Below are 22,596 nucleotides of genomic sequence, written 5' to 3' on the forward strand. Positions count from 1 at the left end.
GTGAGCCGGAGTTTCCTGAATATATAAGGGAAAACTATCCGGCTCAGGGTCGTCTCTTCGGTGACTTTCTGTGCGGCCTCTGGTCTACCGCGTGTGAGGCGCTCGAGGTCCCGGTGGAGCAGTCCGTCCGGACCACGCGGATGCTGCGCGCGCTGCTGCCACCGTGGGCGCACGAGCGGATCGGGGTCGTGCCCGCCCAGCCGTCCTATGTGGCGGACGACGGGTTCCCGGCCGAGATGTCGGTGAACTGGTCCGGCCCGCACCCCGAGCTGCGGGTGCTGTTCGACGGGCTCGGCCACGACGTCGCACCGCCCCAAGAGAGCGGTTTCCGCAGGCTGCACCGGGTGCACGAAACGTTCACCGTGCGCGGCGGACGCCCGTCGCCCGCTCCCCTGTGGCACTCGATCGCCTGGCGCCCGCCCTCGCGGGTCGTGCACAAGACCTACTTCGGGCTCTACCCGTGGCCGCACGCGCACCGCGAGCTCGCGGTCGCCGAGGCGATGGACCGGCTCGGCATGACCCGTGCGTGGGACGACGCCCGCCGCCGGGTCGAAACCGTCGAAGGCACCCGGGAAATCGAATTCTTCGCGGTGGACCTCGCCGACGAGGCCGAGGCGCGGGTCAAGATCTACTACCGCAACCACGGCGCGAGCCTGGCCGAGGTGAACAGCGTCGCCTCGGTGGCGCTGCGCCACGACGCCGAAGACGCGCGCCTCGCGTACCAAACCCTGGCCGGTGACCGGGAAGACGCCGGTGAAGCGGCGTTGAGCTGCCTGGCGTTCCGGTCCGGGCTGGACCGCGCGGCCGAGTCCACGACCTACCTGCGCCTGCCGGATCTCGCTGCCAGTGACGAAGAAGCCGTCGAACGGACGGCCGCGCTGCTGCACCGCGAAGGCGTCGACCCCGGCCGGTTCCGCCTCCTCACCGCCGCGCTGGCACCGGGACCGCTGTCCCGGACGCGGATCCTCGAGCTCGTGAGCTACCGCACAGCGGGCCGGCGCGGCGACGTCACCACGTACTTCCGGTTCCCCGTGTACGACCGGCCCCTCACGCCTGTTGATCTTGCTTAGCGTGCCAGGAAAGATGATCTCCCGAAGCACCACGGTAAGGAGCGGATCGTGACCCAGCAGGACGTCGAGCGCGTGGCCCGGCACAACGAGCAGCGGCAACGGGAGTACGAGGGGTCGGCCCTCATCCGGCTGCTGACCGACGCGAGCACGACCGACGAGACGAAGAAGGCCGTGCTCACGTACCTGCAGCCGTGGTCGAACGCCTTCCAGCGGATGATCAGCGCCCGCGTCACGTTCGAGAGCGACCCGGAGCTGCGCGCCCTGGCCCTGGAGCACCAGGAAGAGGAGATCGGGCACGACAAGATCCTGGCCCGCAGCCGCGCGGACGACCGGCAGCTGGTCTGGGACCCGGTGATCGAGGCGGGCGCGTCCTGGTTCGTCGACCAGTTCGGCATCCTGCCCGGCGTGCAGCGCGCGGTGCTGGCGCACCTGGCCCTCGAAGCGGGCAGCCTGGTGTTCAGCCAGGCGGGCACGCGGGCGTTCCCCGAGGACGAATACTTCGACCTCCACGACGAAGCCGACGTCGAGCACCTCGAGATGGGCTACGAGCTGCTGCGCCGGCGCAGCGACTGGACGGTCGACGACGTCGTCACGGTGCTCGACCGGGCGTGGCAGGTGATCGGCGTCGTCTCCGACCGCATCGCCGAGTGTGCCCGCCGCGATACGGTGGCGGCATGACGACCACCGACCCGGCCGCCGCCGCCCGCGAGATCGCCGTCGAAGCCGCCCGTGCGTACCAGGAAGCGTTGGGAGAGCGCCTGATCGGCGCGTACCTGCTGGGCAGCCTGTCCTACGGCGGCTATTCCCCGGCGGCGAGCGACATCGACCTGGCACTGGTGCTGACCGACGCCGACGGCGCTTCGATCGCGGACACGACGACGGCGCTGCAGGAGCGGAGTCCGGTGCACCGCAAGCTTTCGGTGTTCTGGGCCTCCCTGCCGGCGCTGCGCGAAGGCCGCGACGACGGGCGGTTCCCGGCCCTGGACCGCCTGCAGCTGGCCGACCACGGCGTGGTCCTGCTGGGTTCGGACGTCCTGGCGGAGATCGCCCGCCCGACGGCGTCGGAACTGTTGCTGGAGAGCGCTTCCTTCGCCATCGCGGTCTTGGCGACACCCGAGGTGACGTCGGAGTTCCGCGCGCCGCGCCGCCTGCTGGTGGACACGGTGTGGTTCACGAAGGCGGTGCTGTTCCCGGTCCGGTTCCTGTATTCCGCGACGTTGGCGACGGGCCGCGCGGCGAACAACGACGAGGCGATCGAGTGGTACCTGGCCCAGCCGGACGCCCCGGCGAAGTCGTTGGTGCGGCTGGCGTTGCGGGTCCGGGAGGGGCATCCGCTGGACGCGGACGAGCTGCGGCCGGAGCTGAGCGCGGGACTGGTTCCGTTGTACCGGTACTACATCGAGGACCAGCTGCGGCGGTTGAAGGACACTGGGGCGCCGGAGGACCTGGTGGCGTCGTTCGCCGATTGGGACGCCCGGCTCAGCTGAGCGCCCGTCGGTGTTCAGGGCGGTAGGAATGCCCGTTCGACAGCAGCAGCTCGAACCGGTCGCCGCGCGGAACCGCGTGGATCCTTCGCATCGTGTGAGCCCTTCCCCTGGCGCGCCAGGATTTCCGGGTTCGGCGCGGCCGGGGACGAGCCATCAGGTGCCGAGCTTCGCGGTGCCGTTCAGCCGTGCGGGCGCGCTAGAGCCGCGAGACCTGCGCAGCCCACGCGGCGACCTGGCTCCGCGAATCGAACCCCAGCTTCCGCAGGATCCGGTTCACGTGGCCCTCCGCCGTCCGGCGGGAGATCACCAGCTTGTCCGCGATCTCCTGGTTCGAACGGCCGTCCGCGATCAGCACCACCACCTCGCGCTCGCGGTCGGTCAACGGCGTCACGCTCGACGGGCCCGGTGCCGGGGACGGTGTCGCGTCCCCCAGCGCGTACGCGATCGCTTCCTCCAGGCCGAACTCGCGGCCGCGGCGGAACGCCGCCGTGAACGGGCCCTCGCCCAGCGCCTGCCGGGCCGTTCGTTCGCACTCCCCGTGCGGGGCTCCGAAGTACCTCGACCCGAACATCGGGAAGCCGACCGCCTGCCAGATCTGCTGGGCCGAGCCCAGCATCGTCGCCGCCGGTTCCCAGTGGCCGCGGGCCGCTTCGTTCCACGCCAGCACCTCGATCGCCAGCACGATCCCCAGCAGGTCGTGGAACTTCCGCTTGACGCGCAGGCAATGCCGGCCGCGCTCGGCCGCGCGGGTGAAGTCGCCGCGGCCCAGCGCCACCAGGGCCTGGACGAAGATCGCGTACGCCTGGGCCCACTGCTCGCCGTGGGCGGCGCCCGTCGCGCACGCCTCTTCGCACAGCTCGCTCGCGCGGTCGAGGTCGCCCAGGAAGACCGACGCCACCGCCAGCTCGATGCCCGCCAGCATCACGTTGCTGTTCAGCTCGCCGAGCTGCCGGTACCGCGCCTGCGCCTCCTCGAACAGCGTCTTCGCGTCGCCGACGTCGTCGCCCACCAGCAGGTTGCAGCCCAGCCGGTGCGTCGCGTACGCCAGGGCCACGTCGTCGCCGGCCCCGCGCGCGTAGGCGCGGCACTCCTCCAGCATCGCGATCGCGGCCGCGTTGTCACCCTGCAGCGTCGCCACGTACCCGTTGACCCACAACGCTTTCGCCCGCGACGCGCCCGGTTCGGGCGAAAGGGCCAGTGCGCGGTCGAGCCAGTGGCGGCCTTCGCCGAACACCCCGCAGCCCGCCCAGTAGTACCCGAGCGCCGAGGCGAGCCGGAGGCCGGTTTCGAGCTGGCCCGGCGTCGTCAGGCTGTAGTCCAGCGCCGCCCGCAGGTTCGCGTGCTCCACGCGCGTGCGGCGGAAGACCTCCGTCTGCTCCGGGCCGAACCACGCGCGTTCGCCGCACACCACCAGTTCGAGGTAGTGGTCCCGCATCGCCCGCAGCGCCTGGTCCGCCTCCCCGGACTCGGTCAGCTTGGCCCGGCCGAACTGCCGCAACGGTTCCAGCAGCCGGAACCGCCCGGCTTCGCGGATCAGCACCGACTTCTCCACCAGCCCGGCGAGCCCGGCGCGCACGTCTTCGCCCGCGCAGACGCGCTCGGCCGCCGGCAGATCGAAGCCGCCGGCGAACACCGACGTCCGGGCCCACAGCCGCCGCTCCGCCGGGCTGCACAACGCGAAGCTCCAGTCGACGGCCGCGAGCAGCGTCTGGTGCCGGGGCTCTCCCCCGCGCTTCACCGTGCCCGGCAGCCGGAAGCAGTCGTCCAAGCCGGACTCCAGCTCCGCGAGCGTCAGCACGCGCAACCGGACGGCCGCCAGCTCGATCGCCAGCGGGATGCCGGCCAGCAGCCGGCACACCTGCGCGACGCGCTCCTGGTTCTCCGCGGTGACGGCGAACGCGGGGTCGACGGCGGCGGCGCGTTCGGCGAACAGCGTCAGCGCCGGGTAGCGCAGCCAGGCCCCGCCGGGCAGCGGGCGGCCGGGCTCGGGCAACGGCAGCGGGGACACCGGCCAGAGGTGCTCGCCGGCCAGCGCGAGCCGCTCCCGGCTGGTCGCGAGCAGCCGCAGGCCCGGTGCGGCCCGCAGCAGGTCGTGCGCCAGCGTCGCGCAAGCGTCGAGGACGTGCTCGCAGTTGTCCAGGACGACCAGCAACCGCCGGTCGCGGAAGTGCTCGGCGAGCACGGCCGCCGGCGTCCGGCCGGTCTCGTCGTGGACGGCCAGCGCCTCGAGCACGGTGTGCGCGACCAGCGCCGGGTCCTGCAGCCCGGCGAGCTCGACCAGCCAGACGCCGTCGGGGAACGCGCGCGAGAGCCCGGCGGCCGTCTGGACGGCCAGCCGCGTCTTGCCGACGCCGCCGACCCCGGTCAACGTGACCAGCCGCGCCCGCGTCAGCAGCTGCTTGACCTCGGAAACGTCCGACTTGCGCCCTACGAAGCTCGTGGTGTCGGCGGGCAGGTTGCCCTTCCCCCACGTCGTGCCGGCCTTGCCCACCCGAGCACCGTAAGGACGTCCGCGCGGGCCGGTCAACGCAAGCCCCTCGGAGGAAGCAACCTCGCGGGGGTCAGGCGTCCGGGATGCGGTAGAGCGTCGGCGTGTCGCCGCCGTGCATCGCGGCGAGGCTCGTCCGGCAGGCCTGGCGGACTTCGCGGTTGGCCGCCGAGCCGGCCTGACCGCAGCGCGGGCAGAACAGGTGCACCGCGCCGGGCGGGGTCTCGTCGACGGCGACGTCGACCGGGCACTCGCAGCGGCGGCACCACCGGTGCCCGGTGACGACCAGGACGTGCAGCGGGTCGCCGACGCACTGGTGGGCCCAGCACCGGTGGACGTAGCAGGTGCTGCGGGTGTGCGGGTTGAGACCGTGCTCCTCCGCGGTGTCTTCGGCGGCCAGGATGGCGGCCAGCCGCCGGTCGTCGAGGTCGGCGTAGCGGTCGCGCGAGCCCGGGGTGGCCGGCCGCGGCTCCGGGACGCTCGCGGGGGGAACGACCCGGAGGAGGGGACGCGACCGGCCGTGCACCATGGGTTTTCCGACCTCCTGAGGTCATCGGGGGGCCGGTCAAGCTTGCGCCGCGGCCCGCGGCACCGCACCCGTACAAGTACCTGAACCCATACCTGTCCCGGTGGTCACGTGCCGCGCCCGGGGCACTACCGTCCGCCGCCGCGGCGGTCGCCGGGTCCTGGTGCGGCGAGTAACGTGTACGGCCACGAAATGGTGCTGCCAGGAGAGGTCACGATGACCGAAACCGAGTTCACCGTCCGCCGGGGCCGCCCCGACCGCCCCGGGCCGCCCGACGTCGACCAGCTGGAGACCCAGACGAAGGCCTTGCGCGCGGTCGACTACACGGCGGGAGGCGGGATGTGCCGCGACGCCGTGCTGGTCCGGATCCACCGCGGGCACGAGCTGCTCGACGCCGCCACGAACGCGCTGCGGACGCGGCTGTTCTCGGCGGTCGCCGACCTGCACAACCTCGCCGCGTGGACGAGCTTCGACAGCGGGCACGCCGGCGCCGCGCACCAGCACCTCGACCTGGCGCTCGCGCTGGCCGAGCGCGGCGGCAACGACGAGCTCGCGGCCAACATCCGCTACCGGCGCGGGCGCATCCACCTGCACCACGGCGCGGCGGACGAGGCACTGGCCCAGTTCCAGCACGGCAGGCTGGCCGCGCGGCGCTGCGGTTCCGCGCTGGCGGCGAGCATCCTCAGCGCCAACCAGGCGTGGGCGTACGCCGGGAAGGGCGACGAACAGCTCGCGCTCGCCCTGCTCGGGCGGGCCGCCGACGAGTTCGAGACGGCCGGGCCCGCGGACCCGCCGGACTGGGCGCGGTTCTTCACCGAGACCGACGTCGCGGCGATGACCGGGACGGTGCGCACCGAGCTGGCCCAGCGCGGCCGGCCCCGCCACGCCCGGACGGCGGTCGCCGCGCTGACCGACGTGGTCGCCCGGTACGGCCCGGACATGGCCCGCAGCCGGGCGTTCTGCCTCGCGATGCTGGCCCACGCCCACCTGCTGGACGGCGACCTCGAGCGCGGCGCCCGGATCGGCATCGAAGCCGTCGACGCGGCCGAAATGCTGAAGTCCGTCCGGACCAAGGACCGCCTACGGCCGCTCAAGCTCGAAGCCGAAAAGCACCTCGACCACCCCGCGGTCCGCGCCCTCGCCGAGCACATCACCGCCTACGTCGTCAGCTCCACGCACGTCTGAGGCGCGCTCACCGCAGGGTCAGCGGGGTCTCCGACTCGACGCGGGTGAGCTTCTCCGGGTTGCGCACGTAGTAGAGCCCGGTGATGCGGCCGTCGTCGATGCGGACCGCCATGACGCCGTCGAGCTCGCCGTCGAGGTGCAGCACGAGCCCCGGGTTGCCGTTGACCATCGTGAAACCGCTGGTGAGCACCGCGTCCGTGCGGCCGACGCCGCCGGTCATGAAGCGGACCACCTTCTCCGCGCCCGCGACCGGCCGCAGGGCCGCCTGCTTGACGCCGCCGCCGTCGCTGAGCAGGACGACGTCCGGGGCGAGGACGTCGAGCAGACCCTGGAAGTCGCGGGTGGCCAGCGCCCGCTGGAACGACTCCAGCGCCGCGCGGGTCTCGCGGGCGGAGACCGTCTCGCGCGGGCGGCGGGCGTCGACGTGCTTGCGCGCGCGGTGCGCGATCTGGCGGACCGCGGCCGGGGTCTTGCCGACCGCGGCGGCGATCTCGTCGTACTCGAACTCGAAGACCTCCCGCAGCACGAAGACGGCACGCTCGGTCGGCGCCAGCGTCTCGAGGACGAGCATCAGCGCCATCGACACGCTTTCGGCGAGTTCGACGTCCTCGGCGACGTCCGGTGTGGTGAGCAGCGGCTCGGGCAGCCAGGGGCCGACGTAGGCCTCCTTGCGGCGCTTCATCGTGCGCAGCCGGTTGAGCGCCAGCCGCGTCGTGATGCGGACCAGGTAGGCGCGCTCGTCGCGGACCTCCCCGAGGTCGACATCGGCCCACCGCAGCCAGGTCTCCTGCAGGACGTCCTCCGCATCGGCCGCCGAGCCGAGCATCTCGTAGGCGACGGTGAAGAGCAGGTTGCGGTGGGCGACGAAGGTTTCGGTGGCGTTCACGCGCGGCCCCAGGCGACGAAGACCGCGATGGCCAGGTAGGTCAGGTTGAGCGCGACGAACTTCGCCTCGCCGTGGCGCGCGTGCGTGATCATGGCTCCGATCATGAGCAGGACCCAGCAGGCGGCGGTCACCGGGACCAGGACGGGGGCGATCCCGAGGGCCGCGGGCAGGATCAGGCCGGCGGCGGCCAGCAGTTCGAGCACGCCGAGCGTCTTGACGAAGCCGGCGCTGCGTTCGCCGGTCCACGCCCCGCCCGGCGCGGCGGCGAGCTTCGCCCGGGGCACGAAGGTCTTGCTGACGCCCCCGGTCAGGGCGACGGCGGCGAGCAGTGCGGCGGCGATCCAGAGTGCGGTGTTCATGAGGTCTCCTTCTGCGGTCGGCCTCAAGACACCGGGTGCCCGGTCGCTGTGACAGGACATGACGCGGGTCACACGACCGGCTCGAGCAGCCGCCGCGGGGTGCTCATCGCGGCCGACACCGGATCGGGGTCCGCGGGCCGCCGGTACCCGGGGCCGGGCTCGATGCGGATCTCCGGCACCGGGACGGCCGCGCCGCACTGCTCGCAGCGGCCGTCCGCGTCGAGGCGGCCGCCGTCCGCGTCGTGGCGGGTCGTGCGCTTTTCGCCGTCCGGGGAGTAGAACGCGTCACCCCAGCCCATCAGCGCGCGCACGACCGGCCAGAGCGCGACACCCTTGTCGGTCAGCCGGTATTCGGCGTTCTCGCGGACGAGGACACCTTCCTGCACGAGGGCCTTCAGCCGGCTGGTCAGGACGGCGCGCGGGATCCCGAGCTGGGTGGCGAAGTCCCCGAACCGCCGGACGCCGAAGAAGGCGTCGCGGACGATCAGCAGCGTCCACCGCTCCCCGACGACCTCCAGGGAGCGCGCCAGTGAGCAGTTGCGGTCCGCGTAGGTGCTGGGGAGGGCCATGGGCCGAGTCTACACGCGGTAGTTCGTTCATTGAACTGAGACGTGCTACGGTGCGGTAGTTCAGTGAATGAACTTCCCTCAGGAGCGTGACCCGTGTTCCAGTTCCTCGTCTCCTTCACGGTCCCGCCGGACCGCCACGACGACTTCGTCCGCCTGGCCGCGAAGACCGCGCGCGACTCCCTCGCGCACGAGCCCGGCTCCCGCCGGTTCGAGGTCATCGCGGACGAGGCGGACCCCGACGTCTTCTACCTCAACGAGGTCTACGCGGACGCCGACGCGTTCACCGCCCACGCCGAAGGTCCCCGCTTCGGCGCGTTCTTCGCCGAAGCCGCCACCTACGCCGAGGGGCCGAAGTGGCTCATGCGCGGCACCGTCGTCGGCGACCCGGCCTGAACCCGCAAGGAGATCCGATGTCCCTGTTCCTCGTGACCGCCGCGGCCGGCAAGACCGGCGGCGCCACCGTCGGCCACCTGCTCGGCCGCGGCCACCGCGTCCGGGCCGTGGTCCGCCGCGAAGACGACCGCTCGCGCGCGCTCGCCGCGGCCGGTGCCGAAGTGGTGCGGGCCGATCTGCTCGACCTCGACGCCGTCACCGCGGCGCTCGACGGGGTCACCGGCGCCTACTTCTGCTACCCGATCCGCGCAGGCCTGCTCGACGCGACCGTCACCTTCGCCCAGGCGGCCACGGAAACCGGCGTCCGCTCGATCGTGGACATGTCCCAGATCTCGGCGCGCCGCGAAGCCCGCAGCAACGCCGCCCGGCAGCACTGGCTCGCCGAACGCGTGCTGGACCGGACCGGCCTGCTCACCACCCACCTGCGGCCGACGTTCTTCGCCGAGTGGCTCACGTCGTGGTGGGAACTGCGCGACGGCGAGGGCCGGTTGCGCCTCCCCTTCGGGGAAGGCAGGCACGCACCGATCGCCGCGGCCGACCAGGGGCGCGTGATCGCCGCGGTCCTCGCCGATCCCGAGCCCCACGCCGGCGCCGCCTATTCCCTGCACGGCCCGGTCGAGCTGGACCACCACGAGATCGCCGGGATCATGGCCGCCACGCTCGGCATCCCGGTGCGCTACGAACCGATCGGCGTCGAGGAGTTCTCGGCGTCGATGACCGCCCGCGGCCTTCCCGCGCACCTGATCCAGCACCTCGGCAACGTCGCGATCGACTACCGGAACGGCGTTTTCGCCGGCACCAACGACGTCGTCGAGCGGATCGGCGGCGCGGCCCCGCTTTCGGTCGAGCAGTTCGTGCTCGCGAACAAGGACTCCTTCGCCGGCAACGGCCCGTACTTCGTGGCTTGAGGAGAAAACCATGGCATCCGTCCTCATCACCGGCGCCGGCAAGGGCATCGGCCGCGCGATCGCGCTCGAACTGTCCCGGCGCGGCCACCGGGTGATCGCCACCGCGCGCGACCCGCGCGTGCTCGACGATCTGCCCGCCGACCGGCGGCTGCGCCTCGACGTCACCGATCGGGAAAGCGTCGGCAAGGCCATCGCGGCCGCCGGCGATGTCGACGTCCTGATCAGCAACGCCGGCGAGACCGTGCGCGCGCCGCTGGAAACCGTTCCCCTCGACGAGGTCGACCGGCTCTTCCGGCTCAACACCCTCGGCGCGCTGCGGGTCGCGCAGGCCGTCCTCCCCGCCATGCGCGGCCGCGGCTCGGGGCACCTCGTCTTCGTGTCGAGCGTCCAGGGCCGGCTCGTGCTGCCGATCATCGGCCCGTACGCGGCCAGCAAATGGGCACTGGAAGCGATCGCCGAGACGCTGGCGATCGAAACGCGCCACTTCGGCGTGCGGGTGAGCATCGTCCAGCCCGGCGCGGTTTCCTCGGGCGGCGCCGAGCGCGCCAAGGTCTTCTTCGCCGACGAAGACCCGTACCTGCCGCTGTACGAGCAGCTCGCCGCCCTGCGCGGCGAAGTCGTCACACCCGGGGAAGTCGCCGTCACGGTGGCGGACACGATCGAGCATCCCGCGCCGCCGCTGCGCGTCCCCGCCGGAGCGCCGGCCGAGAAAGCGTTGCGGGCGCGCAAGGACGCGCCGGAGAGCGAACCGTTCCTGTTCGCGAAGATCGACTGGTGAGTGCTTGAACGAGCAACTAAACGGGAGTACTAGTGGGTGAAGGATCACAAGGTCCGTTCGCTCTCCAGGGGAGAATTCATGCACTTGGGTTTCAGCCTTCCGGTCTTCGGCAAGGCGGCGGCCACACCGGGCGGGATCGCGCGGTACGCCCGCGAAGCCGAAAAGGCAGGCGCGGCCAGTCTGTGGGTCGGTGACCGGCTGCTTTCGCCGGTCGCGCCCGTCGTGCCCTACCCGGGCTACGACACCATGCCCGAGGAGTTCCACACCGCCCAGGACCCGTTCACCGCGCTGGCCGTCGCCGCCGCCGTGACCGAGACCGCGATCCTCGGCTCCAGCACCATCAACGCCACCCAGTACCAGCCCGCGAACTTCGCCCGGCTGCTCACCAGCCTCGACGTGTCCTCCAACGGCCGGCTGCTGCCCGGCCTCGGCATCGGCTGGTCGCCGGACGAGTACGCGGCCGTCGGCATCCCGATGAGCGAGCGCGGCAAGCGGCTGGACGACCTGCTCGACCTGCTCGAGACCTGGTGGACCAAGGACACCGTGGTGCACGAAGGCGTCGGCTACGCCATCGCCGAGTCCCACGTCGCCCTCAAGCCGGTGCGCAAGCCGCCGGTGCACCTGGCCGGGTTCGGCGAGAAGTCGCTGCGCCGGGTCGCCGAGCGGGCCGACGGCTGGCTGCCCGTCTGGTCGGTGCCCGAGCAGTTCCCCGCGGACGTGCTCACCTCGACCCTCGCCAAGCTGCGGGCCGACGCGGAGAAGGCCGGGCGCGACCCGCAGGCGCTCGGCGTGGCGCTGCGCGTGAACGCCGCGCCCGGCACGGAAGCGGAGCAGATCGCCGAGGCGGTGACGAAGATCGTCGGCATCCTCGAGCCGGACCACACCTTCGTCGACCTGACCTACCTGACGAGCAGCGTGGACGAGCACCTCGACCTCACCGGCCGCCTGCTCGAGCTGGTCGCCAAGGGCTGACGCCCGGGCGCGGAACCCGCCCCGCGGCGGGTTCCGCGTCTGGAGGCGGTGCGCACCCGGTCAATGCGATACTGCGGGGTGTGCGCACCCAAGGGAAAGACGACAGCGTGATCCGCCTGGTGATCGTCGACGACGAGCCGATGGTGCTCGCGCACCTGCGTACGGTGCTGACCTCCGCCGAGGACATCGACATCGTCGGGCAGGCGCAGGACGGCGCCGAAGCCGTCGAGGCCGCCGGCCGCTTCCGGCCCGACGTCATGCTGATGGACCTGCGGATGCCCGGCGTGGACGGGCTGACCGCGATCGAGCGGATCGTCAAGCTCCCCGACCCGCCCGCCCTCGTCGCGCTCACGACGTTCGACACCGACAGCTACGTCCTCAAGGCGCTGCGGGCCGGCGCGTCGGGCTTCCTGCTCAAGTCGACGCCCCCGGAGGACCTGATCGGGCTGGTGCGCGTCGCGGCCGACGGGCACACGGTGCTGTCCAAGGAGGCCGCCCGCCGGATGGTTTCCGCGTCGGCCGGCGAGCACGAGCGCTCGCAGGAGGCACGGGAGCGCACGGCGGACCTCACCGACCGCGAGCTGGACATGCTCGTCTGCCTCGGCGAAGGCATGTCGAACGCCGCCATCGCGGCCAAGCTGCACCTGTCCGAGGCGACGGTGAAGAGCTACGTCTCGCGGATGCTGACGAAACTGGGCTGCGCCAACCGGACCCAGGCCGGTCTGCTGGCGCACGAAGCGGGTCTCGCGGGCTGACTCACGCGCTGCTGCGGGCCCCGAAACCCCACGCGCCGAACACCTCGGCGAGCTCCGCCCGCCCCGAAATCCCCAGCTTCCGGTAGCAGTTCGTCAAATGCTTCTCGACGGCCCGGCGGCTCACGTTGAGCTCGGCCGCGATCTCGCCGTTCGTCAACCCGTCCAGCGCGAACGCGACCACCCGGCCCTCCGCCTCGCTGAGCGCGGCCGACGGGCCGGCCGGCTCCTCCGCGCCGCGGCCGGTGAGCCACGGCGCCCCGCAGCCCTCGGCGAGCCGGTACGCCTCGCGGAACCGGTCGCCGGCCGCCTCGGCGCCGGACAGCAGCGCCGCTTCCGCCAGCAGGGCGCGGGCCAGCTCCAGCCGGTCGCCCGACGCCCGCGAGATCCCGATCGACTCGGCGAGCACGCGATCCGCCTCGGCGCCCGAGGTGAGCGACGCCTTGATCCGCAGCGCGCGGCCGAGCGCCACGGGCGCGCCCCACCGGCGTGCCCAGCGGACCTCGTCCTCGATCAGCTCGCCCGCCGAAACGCGGTCGCCGAGCCGGCGCTGGAGCCACGCGCTCCACGTCCGCCACGGGAACAGCGCCGGGTTCCGCCAGCCCGCGCGGTGCAGGGCCGCGCCGCAGTCGAGGAACCGCGCCAGCGCGCCGCGGGGGTCCTCGACCGCCGCCACCGCGCCGCGCAGCATCAGCAGCGCGGCCCGGACGTGCAGGCCGGTCCGCCCCAGCGTGGCCTCGTCGTAGTGCTCGACCAACGTGGCCGCGAGCCGCTCGTCGCGGGCGATGATCGCGACCGAGACCAGTGCCATCACCAGCGATTCGGCCACTTCGGCCAGGTCGCCGCCGATCAGTTCGTACGCCTCCCAGGCCGTGGCCCGCGCGCGGGTCAGCTGCCCGCTCTGGGCCAGCTCGGCCGCGCGCGCCGCGATCAGCGACGCCGGCCGCCCCTCGGCCGTCTCGCCGACCGCGCTCTCCAGCCAGGACGACGGCTGCCCGGCCGAGCCCGCGGCGAACGAGCAGATGATCAGCAGCGGCGCGGTGCCGGCGAACTCCGTGGACGACGCGGGGGCGCAGCGCAGCAGCCGCTCGGTCAGCTCGGCCACGGTCCCCGCGGGCACGCCGGCGCTCAAGGTGGCCGCGTGGAGCAGCACCGCCAGCAGCTCGCGCTCGGCGACGGTGCCGATCGGCGGCTCCGGGCCCAGCTCGCGCAGGCGGTCGACCGCGCCGGCCAGCAGCACCGGGTCTTCGCAGCGGGTCAGCCGGATCCGCGCCTCCAGGCGGAGCCCGGCCTGCGCGCCGGCGTCCTCCGGCCGGACCCGCCCGACGAGGACGGCGGCTTCCGGCCGGAGGAAGGCCGACAGCGGCAGCAGGGTGACCGCCTCGGCCCGTTCTCGCGGGGTGGGCAGCAGGCCGACCGCCTGCGTGAGGTGCCGGATCGCGGCGGGGACGTCGAACGCGGCTTCGGTGAGCGCCAGGTCCACCAGCCGCCAGCCGCGGTCCGGGCCGTCCGGCGGCAGGTCGAGCAGCGCGCGGCGCAGGTAGCGCGCCGCCGTCTCGGGCTGCCCGCGCCGGGTTGCCGCGTCGGCCGCGGTGCGCAGCTCCTCGGGCATCCACGGCGACGGCGAGGGCGCCGGCACTTCGAGCAGCTGGGCCGCGACCGTCTCGGCGGCGAACCCGGCCTCGTGGAACACGGTCGCCGCGCGGACCCGCAGCCGCAGGTCCTCCGGCGCCGTCGTCGACGCCTCGACCGCGGCCCGCACCACGGGCGCGGCGAACCGCGGCGGGGACGCCGGAGCGAGGATCCCCAGCCGGCACAGCGTCCGCACGGCCTCCGCGACGGCCACCGAGTCACCGCCGGTGAGGCGTTCGACCAGCCACGGCTCGGCGTGGCCGCCGAGCACCGCGATCGCCTTGGCGCACTCGCCGACCCCCGGCGGCAGCACGGCGAGCTGGGCGGCGAGCCGCTCCTTCAGCAGCGACGGCCCGGTGCGGTGGTCACCGCGCACGGCTTCGGTGAGGTACAACGGGTTTCCGGCGCTCGCCGCGTGGCAGGCGGCGACGAACCGCGCATCGCCCGCCCGGTCGTCGGACGCCGCGCGCAACGCCGCCGCGACACCGGCCTCGGACAGGTTCGGCGGACGGAGCCGCGTCGTCGCCAGCTCCCACAGCTCGCGGATCGCGGGCCGGTCGGCTCCCGGGTCGCCTTCGCGGACCGTGACGACGAGCGCGCAGGGCAGATCGCGGATGCGCCGCGCGCACTGCCGCAGCCAGCTCAGCGACTGCCGGTCGCCGACGTGCAGATCGTCGATCAGGACGACGAGCGGGCGGTCGCCGGCGATCGCGGCGAGCAGGCCGGCGAGGCCGTGCGTGGTCAGCACGTCGTTGTGGCCGTCCGGTTCCCACCCCGGCCACCCCGGCGCGCCGGGGAACAGCCACCGCGCCGCCGAAGCCGGGCCGGCGAACCAGCGTTCCGCGTCGTGCTCGTCCGCCTCGGCGACCACCGGCTCGAGCACCTGGCAGGCCACCCCGAAGTCGAAGTCCTGCTCGGTCCGGCTCGCCGACGCGGTCAGCACCCGCATCGCGCCGGGGCGCGCCTCCGCGACCCGCAGGACTTCTTTGAGCAGCGCGGTCTTCCCCACCCCGAGCGGCCCGCCGAGCACCGTGACCGAGCCTTCCCCCGCCCCGGCCGCGGTGATCGCACCGCACAGCAGGCGCAGCTCGGTCTCGCGTTCCGGCAGCGTCACGCCTACCCCTCCTCGCCACCCGGCCGTCCCGCGGCGGCCAGCGCTTCGGCGAGCTGGCGCCGCCCCCCGATCCCGAGCTTGCGGTAGACGTTGGTCAGGTGGAGCTCGACCGTCCGCCGGGTCACGTCGAGCCGGTCGGCGATGTCGGCGTTGGAGGTGCCCGTGGCCGCCAGGTCCGCGACCCGGCGCTGGGCCTCGGAAAGCAGCGGTGGCCGGTCGGCCCCGGTCAGCTCGCGCAGCCGGGCGAGCACGGCGGGCCAGCGGTACCGCGCCGCCAGCGCGCCCGCCCGCGCGAGGAGGTCGTCGGCGGGTTCCCCCACTGCGGTTCCGTGCCGCGGACGGCCGGCACCGGCAGCGACCACGTCTTCGAGCCGGCCTTCGGCGATCGCCGCCAGCTCCACCAGCGCCGTCGCGTGCCGCAGGTGGCTGCCGGTGCCCGCCAGCAGCCCGGCGGCCCGCGCCAGGTGCCCGGCGCGGTCAGGGTCCTCGAGGCCGAGGGTGAGCGCGGCGGCCAGGTGCGCCCCGCCGACGGCGGCCCGGGTGCCCCACGTGTTCGCGGCGGCGAGTTCCTCGCCGAGCAGCGGCCGGGCGGCCGCCCGCTCGCCGGTCGCCACCAGACACCGGGCCACGGCGGACCGCCAGGGCAGCAGCTCGGGATTTTCCCAGCCCCGCGCGGAAAGCCGGCGGCCGCACTCGCGCAGCGGGGCGAGCGCCTGCTCGGGCCGGTCCTCCGCGAGCAGCGTCATCCCCTTGGCGTGCAACAGGAACGCGCTGCCGAGCCCCGGTCCCGGCTCGACGTGGTCGCGGTCGAGCGTCCGCCGGGCCAGGTCGGGGCGGCCTGCTTCGAGGTGCGCCCGCGCCTCGATCGCGACGACCCGGGCGCGCAGCGCCGGGTGCCAAATCCGGGGCGGCACCAGCTCGTGCGCTTCGGCCAGGTCCGCCGCCGCGTCGTCGAGGGTGCCCGCCGCGAGGTGCCGTTCGGCCCGGTCGACGAGGGCGCGGGCGATCAGCGTCCGGGCGCCCTGGCGGCGGGCCCGCGCGAGCAGTTCTTCGCCGTGGACGGCGGCCTCGCCGAGGTCGCCGGCGAGGGTCAGCGCGCGGACCGCCGCGGCGCGCACGGTCAGCGAGCCGGCGTCCGCGACCGGCTGCGCCAGCGCGGCCCGCGCGAGCCCGCGCACCCGCGCCGGGCGCACGCCGCGCCGGGCGAGCAGCACCGCGGCGACGGCGGCCTGCGCGGGCTCGGCCGGCCGTTCGGGCAGCGGCGGCATGCCGTAGCCGCCGACCGCGGACCGGTCCTGGGGTTCGCCGTCGGCCAGCCAGTACAGGCCCAGCAAGGCGTCGCGCTCGGCCACCGAGACGTCGGGGCGGCGGAACGCGGCGATGAGCGTGCGCGCGCCCAGACCGCCACGCGCGTTGAGCAGGTCCGCCGCCAGCAGCCGGTACCGGCCGAGCCCAGGACCGTCCACTTCGGACAGCACCTGGGCGAGGTGGCGGTCGCCGGCGTCGGTGTCCAGCAGCAGTTCCCCGGCGCCGAGGTCGATCAGCACGGCCGCGCGCGGCGCCGGTTCGAGCGGTTCGCGCAGCGCCCGCCGCAGCGACGCCGTCGCCTGCCCGTCGCGGCCACCGGCCTGGCCCGGCCGGGCCGCCGCGCGCAGCACCTCCACCACCCACGGCTCGCCGATCACGCGGGTCCGCCGCAGGATCGCCGCGACGGCCGCGTTCGCGACGCCGTGGTCGAAGCCCAGCTTCGCCGCGCGGGCGAAGAACGCGTCGCGGTCCTCCTCGGTCATCCCGCCGAGCGCGCGCTGGCCGATGTCCGGCCCGGAGAGCTTGCCGTCCGCGGCGAGCAGGCCGAGGGCCCGCAGCCGGGCGAGGTCCGCGGCGAGCCGGTCCGGCGGGCAGCCGGCGAGCCGGGCCAGCAGGGCCGGGCCGAACCCCTCCTGGCACACCGAAACCACGCGCAGCACGGCGAGGAGCCCGGACGGCAGCTCGTCGACGAGGTGCAGTAGGCGCTCGGTGGCCACTCGCGTGAACAGCCCGGCCGGTTCCGGCGCGCCGCCGGGATCCGTGCTCAGCCGCAGGAGCGCCTCGGTCAGCACCGCCGGGTTCCCGCCGCTGCCGCGCACGGCGTGCTCGACGACCCGGTCGTCGGCCCCGGCCAGGCGCACGCGGACCAGCGCGGCCACCGCGGCGTCGCCGAGCGGGCGCAGCCGGACCCCGTGGGTGGCCTCCGTCGCGGGCTCCCAGGTGTCCAGCCCGCTGGTCTCGCTGACCACCAGCAGCACCGGCACCTCGGCCCGGTACCCCGAAAGCACCCGCAGCCACGCCCGGGTGGGGGCGTCGGCCCAGTGCAGGTCGTCGACGACGAGCACGAGCGGCCGTGCGCCCAGCGCCGTGAAGAGGTCCCGGCACAGCTCGCCGAGGACGCGGTCGTCCGCCGGGGCGACGGCGGCCCCGGCCGCGGGCAGCGCGACGCCGAGCCCGGCGAACACCTCGTGCAGGACAGTGCAGGGCTCGGCCCGGTCGGCCGGGCAGCACGCCACGTGCGCCACGGGGAACCCGGCGGCCGCGGCCGTCGCGGCGACGGACGCCAGCAGGGCGCTGCGGCCGGATCCGGGCGCGCCGGTGACCGTCACGACCGCCGAACGTCCGTCGCGCAGGTCGCCGACCAGCCCGGTCAGCAGCGCGGCTTCCTCGTCCCGCTCGGCCAGCCGCGTCCCGGAAACGCAGCGCTGGCGCGGCAGGCCGGCCACCCCGTCCTCACCCGGCGAGCCCATGCGTCCTCTTCGCGGCCTCCGGGACGGCCCGTCCCGCGCTCGCCCGCAGCGCCGCGGCCAGTTCGGCGCGGCTGTCCACGGCCAGCTTCCGGTAGACGTTGGTCAGGTGCAGCTCGACGGTCCGCGGCGAGACGAACAGGGTGCTCGCGACATCGCGGTTGCTCGCGCCGCCGGCGACCAGGTCGGCCACCTCGCGTTCGCGCAGGGTCAGCACGTCGGCGCGCGGTTTCCGCAGCCGGCCACCGGACTCCTCGAGCAGGTCCCTGGCGAGCCCGCCGATCGAGTGCCACCCCGAGCCGGCGGCGAGCAGCGCGGCCTGGCGCAGGTGCCGGCGCGCGGTCTTGCGGTCGCCGGCGAGCGTCAACGCCTTGCCCAGCAGGTATTCCGACCGCGCGTACTCGACGCGGCAGGGCGAGGTCGCCAGCACCCGGCTCGCCTCGGCGAGCAGTTCCACCGCCCCCGCCCCGGACGCGCCGACGCCGCGGCCGAGCAGCACCAGGCCCCGGGCCGTCGCGGTCGGCCAGCTCGCGGCGAGCTCCTGCCCCCGTGCGGCGAAGCCGTCCGCTTCGCGGTGCCGGCCCGCGCCGGCGAGCAGCAGGGTGGCGGTGAACCACCAGGGCGCGAACACCGGGTTGCCGATGCCGGCCGCGTCCTGGTCGCGGCCGGATTCGAGCAGCAGGTCCAGCGCACCGTCCACGTCGGACCGCAGCGCGCGGCTGCGCGCCCGGCCGAGCAGCCACAGGTGGCGGTCCGCCGGCGCGGCGGCCAGCTCCTCCGGACACGCCGCGCGCAGCAGCCGCTCGGCGGCGGCCGGCTCGCCGTCGTCGCGCAGGGCGGTCGCCAGCGTCGTCCGGACCATCAGGTCCGGGCGCTGCCCGGCACTCGCCAGCACCGCGACGCGGACGTCGGCGAGCGCGCCGTCGCGGTCGCCGCTTTCGCGCAGCACCCGGGAGCGGGCGGCGAGCGCCCGGCCGAGCGCGGGCCGGTCGCCGCGCACCGCGGCCTCGGCCACCGCGCGGTCGAGGGCCCGCAGGGTGTTGGGCGCGTCGTCGACCAGGCGCAGGGTCCGCGCGGCGGCGAGCAGGTCGTCGCTCGACGCGGCCGCCGCGGGCAGCCGGACAACGGCGCGGGCGCAGGCCGCGGCGACCTCGGTGCCGCGGCCGGTCAACGCGAGGGCGACGGCCCGGTCGGCGAGGTCCCGGGCGCCGGGGTGACGGGCCGCGGCCGCGCGGGGGGCGGTCGCGGCCCGGTCCCGCAGCAGGCCGCGCGCGGCCTCCCGGGTCGTGGCCGCGGCGGCGAGGGCCGCCACGGGCACCGCGGGCGAGGCGGTGCCGAAGCGCCGGGCCAGCCGGTCGACGAGGCCGCCGACCGGAGCGCGGTGGCCGGCGGCGACCGGCGCGGTGGCCGCGAGCGCGTAGAGCACCGCGACGGCGCAGTGGTCGCGCGGGTCGCGGGCATGGGGTGCGGCCGTGCGCAGCTCGGTCATCGCCGCGTCCGGGTCGAGGCCGAGCCGGGCTGCGGCCAGCGCCAGCCGCACGTCGAGCCGCGTCGGCTCGGCCTCGGCCGCGCGAGACAGGTGGGCGACGGCGGTCGCCGGGTCGCCGCCGGTTTTCGCGGCGGCCGCGGCTTCCAGCGCGAGGTCGACCATCCAGCGCTCGTCGAGCCGCGGCAGCGCCCCGAGGTGCGGGGCGACTTCGGCGGCGGGCCGCGCGTCGTCGTTCAGCATCCTGGCCGCATGCAAATGCATACGCGCGAGTTCGTCGGCGGGCGTTTCGGCGAGCAGCCGGGAACGGACCGACCGGTCGAGCACGCTTCCGGTGAACAGATTCGCGCGTCGAATTGCGTCGATCGCGATCCGCACCGACCGCGCCGGCAACCCGCACAAAGCGGCCACCCTCGGCACGTTCGGTTCGTCGAGCACCGCGACCGCGGTGGCCACGCTGCGTGTCTGCGCGGGCAGGCAGGCGAGCGCGTCGACCGGGCTCGGGGCGGCGACTTCCCAGCGGTGGCACCGGTCCTGCGCCCCGATCTGCCCGAGCGCCCACACCCCGGGGCCGGGCTCGTCGGGACGGCGGCAGAGGACGATGAGAAACCGCTCCCCGCGGCCGCACCGCAGCAGGAAGTCCAGGAACCGCAATGACGGTTCGTCGCACCACTGCGCTTCTTCGACGATGACGACGGAATTCTTTTTCCGCAATGGTCCCGCCAGCAACAGCGACCGCAAAGTGCGGAATTTCCGGTGCGTTCCGGAACCGTCCGCGGCGGGCAGTTCCAGGGTGCGCCGAATGGCGCCGCCGGGATCGTCGTTCTTCGTGAACAGTTCGGCGAGCGCGTGGAACTCGGCCGGTTCACCCGCCGGTTCGGCACAAAAGCGAAAGATATTCGCGGATTGGCCCGGGTTCCCCGTTTCCAGACCCGCGAGCAGAGCCCGGACGCCGCCACCGGGCGCCGCGTCCACCAGCAGGGCCTGCGCGGACTCCGTCCACGCCAGTGCCGCGCACCGGGTCAGCGCGCCCGGATCCCGGGCGAAGACCGGATTCGGAGTGGGATCCGACATGCCGCCATCGACCTTTCCTGCAAGCTCGGCAAAACCGAGCCTTTTCCCGCAGCCCCCAGAGCCGCCGAAGGATCTGACCGTCCGAACACTATTGACACCGCCGCCGGCAAGGAAACCACCGTCGGTGCCCGATGCGCGCCACTTCCTCCACTATGGAGTGACCGTACCAGGAGTGACCCTTGCTGTCAGCGAAGGTCACCACCCCTACGGGTGACACACTTGTAGCATTACTCGGACCCCGGAATCGGACATTTAACCAAGACTTGAGGTGCCCTTCGGCGTCCGTGGGCCGACGGGGTGACGGGGAACCAACGAAAGTTGACGGTCGGTCCCCCAGCGGCCAACTTTCGTCGCTAGTCCGGCCCGGGAACCGGCGGTCAGCCGCCGGGAGGGGGATCCGGAAGCTACCGTGGAGCCCGTGTCGGACGTCACCACCCCCGGTCTGCGAACCACGCTGCGTGAGCAACTCGGCACGCGGGCGGGTCCCCAGCACGAACTGGCGACCCTGCTCAGCCTGGCGGTGATCTTCGGCGCGCTCGACGTGGCGATCTGCCTCAACAGCCACCCCACCACCGGCTGGGCGGGCCCCCGCGCGGACCTGGTCCTGCAGCTGTTCGTCGACGTCTCGGTGCTCGGGCTGCGGCGGTTCCCGAAGACGGTGGCGAGCATCGCGCTGGCCGTGACGTTCGCGACGGTGCTGGCCGACGCGCTCGCCCCCGGCCTGCTCTCCCCGGAGGACCCGGCGAGCCCGCTGATCCTCCCCCGCGTCACGTCGGTGATCGTGATCTTCCTGGTCCGGCTGGAGCCCGCGCCCGTCGCGTTCGCCTTCATCGGGGCACTGGCGGTCCTCGGCAGCTCGCTGTGGGCACCCAGCTGGACGCTCACCCCGGTCGGCCTGCTCAGCACGATCGGCCCCGCGGCCGTCGTGCTGTACCTCGACGCCCGCCGTCAGCTGCTGCAGGAGCTGCGCGACCGCGCCGAGCGGGCCGAACGCGAGACGCACCTGCTGGCCGAGCAGGCCCGGTTCGAGGAGCGCCGCCGGCTGGCCGCGGAGATGCACGACGTGCTGACCCACGGCCTCAGCCTGATGGTGCTGCACGCCGGAGCGCTCGGGATCAGCTCGAAGGAGCCGGCCGTCCGCAAGGCGGCCGAGGAGATCCGCGCCCGCGGCGCGATGGCGCTCGACGAGCTGCGCGACCTGGTCGGGGTGCTGAACACGACGACGGCCGACGTGTCCGAGCGGATGGCGAGCCCGAGCCCCAGCGCGCCCGCCCAGCCGGCCCCGGATCCCGCGACGCTGGTGGCGGAGTCGGTGGCGGCGGGGATCCCGGTCGAGCTGGACGTCGAGGGCGAGCGTTCCCAGATGTCCCCGACGATCGCGCGCACGGTCCACCGGATCGTCCAGGAGGCGCTGACCAACGCGCGCAAGCACGCGGCGGGCGCGGAGATCCGCGTGAAGCTGCGCTACCGGAGGGACGGGGTCGGGATCCGGGTCGTCAACACCCGCCCTTCGCGGCAGCCGGACGAGGTGCTGGCGGGCAGCGGGTCGGGGTTGGGGTTGTCGAGCTTGCGCCACCGGGTGGAACTGGTGGGCGGGACGCTGCAGGCGGGGCCGACGCCGGACGGCGGGTTCCGGATCGCGGCGGACTTGCCGGCGTACGTGCCGACGACGGAGACGCGCCAGAAGCCCGCGCACCGCTGACCACCGCGCGGGTCGGCCGCCACCGCGGCTGACGCCGCCGGCTCACCCGCCCGCGCGGGTCGGCCGCCCGCGCCGCGGCCCGCCCCCTGCTCGCGCACCGCCACCCGCACGCCAGGCCCGCCCGCGCGCTACCGTCGCCGGCTCCCGCGCCCACCATTCCGGCCCGCACCGCCGGACCACCCGCCCACGCGGGTCGGCCGCCCGCGCCGCGGCCCGCCCCCTGCTCGCGCACCGCCACCCGCACGCCAGGCCCGCCCGCGCGCTACCGTCGCCAGCTCCCGCGCCCACCATTCCGGCCCGCACCGCCGGACCACCCGCCCACGCGGGTCGACCGCCCACGCCGCCGCCCGCCCCCTGCTCGCGCACCGCCACCCGCACGCCAGGCCCGCCCGCGCGCTACCGTCGCCAGCTCCCGCGCCCACCATTCCGGCCCGCACCGCC

Annotated in this window: 18 protein-coding genes; 10 read left to right on the top strand and 8 right to left on the bottom strand. The window is 74.5% G+C overall.

All coding sequences use genetic code 11. From position 1 onward, the window contains the following. Window positions 1-113: 113 nt before the first annotated feature. The 3 genes from ACWEVP_RS24840 to ACWEVP_RS24850 are packed head-to-tail and all read left to right on the top strand — an operon-like array spanning window position 114 to window position 2,557. Window positions 114-1,070: a hypothetical protein gene (locus ACWEVP_RS24840; protein WP_452064942.1), complete on the top strand. Its 957-nt coding sequence runs from the start codon at window positions 114-116 to the stop codon at window positions 1,068-1,070. A gap of 48 nt (window positions 1,071-1,118) precedes the next feature. Then, entirely contained in the window at window positions 1,119-1,748 is a 630-nt protein-coding gene (locus ACWEVP_RS24845; protein WP_452064943.1) for a hypothetical protein, read from the top strand. Continuing rightward, window positions 1,745-2,557, top strand: a complete 813-nt coding sequence (locus ACWEVP_RS24850; RefSeq protein WP_452064944.1) for a hypothetical protein — start codon at window positions 1,745-1,747, stop codon at window positions 2,555-2,557. The genes ACWEVP_RS24845 and ACWEVP_RS24850 overlap by 4 nt, the downstream gene beginning before the upstream one ends. Before the next feature lie 196 nt (window positions 2,558-2,753). Here the strand turns inward: ACWEVP_RS24850 and ACWEVP_RS24855 are convergent, their stop codons facing one another. Both ACWEVP_RS24855 and ACWEVP_RS24860 read right to left on the bottom strand, forming a co-directional pair. Next, window positions 2,754-5,048, bottom strand: a complete 2,295-nt coding sequence (locus ACWEVP_RS24855) for an ATP-binding protein (RefSeq protein ID WP_452064945.1) — start codon at window positions 5,046-5,048, stop codon at window positions 2,754-2,756. A gap of 70 nt (window positions 5,049-5,118) precedes the next feature. Continuing rightward, window positions 5,119-5,574 carry a hypothetical protein gene (locus tag ACWEVP_RS24860; protein WP_452064946.1) on the bottom strand — a complete coding sequence of 152 codons (456 nt, stop codon included), beginning with the start codon at window positions 5,572-5,574 and terminating at the stop codon, window positions 5,119-5,121. A 213-nt stretch (window positions 5,575-5,787) separates the two neighbouring features. Here ACWEVP_RS24860 and ACWEVP_RS24865 point away from each other — a divergent pair, with 213 nt between their 5' ends. Next, window positions 5,788-6,756, top strand: a complete 969-nt coding sequence (locus tag ACWEVP_RS24865; RefSeq protein WP_452064947.1) for a transcriptional regulator — start codon at window positions 5,788-5,790, stop codon at window positions 6,754-6,756. A 7-nt stretch (window positions 6,757-6,763) separates the two neighbouring features. On the opposite strand, the gene ACWEVP_RS24870 is transcribed toward ACWEVP_RS24865, so the two are convergent. From ACWEVP_RS24870 to ACWEVP_RS24880, 3 genes are all read right to left on the bottom strand, one after another. Further along, window positions 6,764-7,642, bottom strand: a complete 879-nt coding sequence (locus tag ACWEVP_RS24870) for an RNA polymerase sigma-70 factor (protein WP_452064948.1) — start codon at window positions 7,640-7,642, stop codon at window positions 6,764-6,766. Continuing rightward, complete coding sequence (locus ACWEVP_RS24875; protein WP_452064949.1) at window positions 7,639-8,001, bottom strand: DoxX family protein; 363 nt, start codon at window positions 7,999-8,001, stop codon at window positions 7,639-7,641. Before ACWEVP_RS24875 ends, ACWEVP_RS24870 begins: the two co-directional genes overlap by 4 nt. A gap of 68 nt (window positions 8,002-8,069) precedes the next feature. Beyond that, a complete protein-coding gene (locus tag ACWEVP_RS24880; protein ID WP_452064950.1) occupies window positions 8,070-8,570 on the bottom strand; it encodes a winged helix-turn-helix transcriptional regulator in 501 nt (166 codons plus the stop codon). A gap of 93 nt (window positions 8,571-8,663) precedes the next feature. Between ACWEVP_RS24880 and ACWEVP_RS24885 the strand changes: the two genes are divergently transcribed. The 5 genes from ACWEVP_RS24885 to ACWEVP_RS24905 all read left to right on the top strand — a co-directional run bounded on the left by ACWEVP_RS24885 (window position 8,664) and on the right by ACWEVP_RS24905 (window position 12,376). Next, window positions 8,664-8,963 carry a putative quinol monooxygenase gene (locus ACWEVP_RS24885; RefSeq protein WP_452064951.1) on the top strand — a complete coding sequence of 100 codons (300 nt, stop codon included), beginning with the start codon at window positions 8,664-8,666 and terminating at the stop codon, window positions 8,961-8,963. A 17-nt stretch (window positions 8,964-8,980) separates the two neighbouring features. Next, window positions 8,981-9,871, top strand: coding sequence for an NmrA family NAD(P)-binding protein (locus ACWEVP_RS24890; RefSeq protein WP_452064952.1), 891 nt, complete (start codon window positions 8,981-8,983; stop codon window positions 9,869-9,871). Window positions 9,872-9,881: 10 nt separating this feature from the next. Continuing rightward, entirely contained in the window at window positions 9,882-10,649 is a 768-nt protein-coding gene (locus ACWEVP_RS24895) for an SDR family oxidoreductase (protein ID WP_452064953.1), read from the top strand. A 78-nt stretch (window positions 10,650-10,727) separates the two neighbouring features. Beyond that, window positions 10,728-11,621: a TIGR03619 family F420-dependent LLM class oxidoreductase gene (locus tag ACWEVP_RS24900; RefSeq protein ID WP_452064954.1), complete on the top strand. Its 894-nt coding sequence runs from the start codon at window positions 10,728-10,730 to the stop codon at window positions 11,619-11,621. Between the two features lie 107 nt (window positions 11,622-11,728). Then, window positions 11,729-12,376: a response regulator transcription factor gene (locus ACWEVP_RS24905; protein WP_364462079.1), complete on the top strand. Its 648-nt coding sequence runs from the start codon at window positions 11,729-11,731 to the stop codon at window positions 12,374-12,376. Between the two features lies 1 nt (window position 12,377). Here the strand turns inward: ACWEVP_RS24905 and ACWEVP_RS24910 are convergent, their stop codons facing one another. The 3 genes from ACWEVP_RS24910 to ACWEVP_RS24920 are packed head-to-tail and all read right to left on the bottom strand — an operon-like array spanning window position 12,378 to window position 20,453. Continuing rightward, on the bottom strand, window positions 12,378-15,119 hold the full coding sequence (locus tag ACWEVP_RS24910) for an ATP-binding protein (RefSeq protein ID WP_452064955.1): 2,742 nt from the start codon (window positions 15,117-15,119) through the stop codon (window positions 12,378-12,380). 2 nt (window positions 15,120-15,121) lie between these two features. Next, on the bottom strand, window positions 15,122-17,896 hold the full coding sequence (locus ACWEVP_RS24915; RefSeq protein WP_452064956.1) for an AAA family ATPase: 2,775 nt from the start codon (window positions 17,894-17,896) through the stop codon (window positions 15,122-15,124). Then, window positions 17,880-20,453, bottom strand: a complete 2,574-nt coding sequence (locus ACWEVP_RS24920) for a LuxR C-terminal-related transcriptional regulator (protein WP_452064957.1) — start codon at window positions 20,451-20,453, stop codon at window positions 17,880-17,882. Before ACWEVP_RS24920 ends, ACWEVP_RS24915 begins: the two co-directional genes overlap by 17 nt. Before the next feature lie 418 nt (window positions 20,454-20,871). Between ACWEVP_RS24920 and ACWEVP_RS24925 the strand changes: the two genes are divergently transcribed. Further along, on the top strand, window positions 20,872-22,155 hold the full coding sequence (locus ACWEVP_RS24925; RefSeq protein WP_452064958.1) for a sensor histidine kinase: 1,284 nt from the start codon (window positions 20,872-20,874) through the stop codon (window positions 22,153-22,155). Window positions 22,156-22,596: the final 441 nt, after the last annotated feature.

It is taken from the genome of Amycolatopsis sp. NPDC003865, from assembly GCF_053605345.1.

Coding starts and splice junctions, on each gene's coding strand:
- ACWEVP_RS24875 (WP_452064949.1), bottom strand. CDS start 8,001: ATGAACACCGCACTCTGGATCGCCGCCGCACTGCTCGCCGCCGTCGCC.
- ACWEVP_RS24900 (WP_452064954.1), top strand. CDS start 10,728: ATGCACTTGGGTTTCAGCCTTCCGGTCTTCGGCAAGGCGGCGGCCACA.
- ACWEVP_RS24880 (WP_452064950.1), bottom strand. CDS start 8,570: ATGGCCCTCCCCAGCACCTACGCGGACCGCAACTGCTCACTGGCGCGC.
- ACWEVP_RS24850 (WP_452064944.1), top strand. CDS start 1,745: ATGACGACCACCGACCCGGCCGCCGCCGCCCGCGAGATCGCCGTCGAA.
- ACWEVP_RS24915 (WP_452064956.1), bottom strand. CDS start 17,896: ATGGGCTCGCCGGGTGAGGACGGGGTGGCCGGCCTGCCGCGCCAGCGC.
- ACWEVP_RS24890 (WP_452064952.1), top strand. CDS start 8,981: ATGTCCCTGTTCCTCGTGACCGCCGCGGCCGGCAAGACCGGCGGCGCC.
- ACWEVP_RS24920 (WP_452064957.1), bottom strand. CDS start 20,453: ATGTCGGATCCCACTCCGAATCCGGTCTTCGCCCGGGATCCGGGCGCG.
- ACWEVP_RS24865 (WP_452064947.1), top strand. CDS start 5,788: ATGACCGAAACCGAGTTCACCGTCCGCCGGGGCCGCCCCGACCGCCCC.
- ACWEVP_RS24895 (WP_452064953.1), top strand. CDS start 9,882: ATGGCATCCGTCCTCATCACCGGCGCCGGCAAGGGCATCGGCCGCGCG.
- ACWEVP_RS24860 (WP_452064946.1), bottom strand. CDS start 5,574: ATGGTGCACGGCCGGTCGCGTCCCCTCCTCCGGGTCGTTCCCCCCGCG.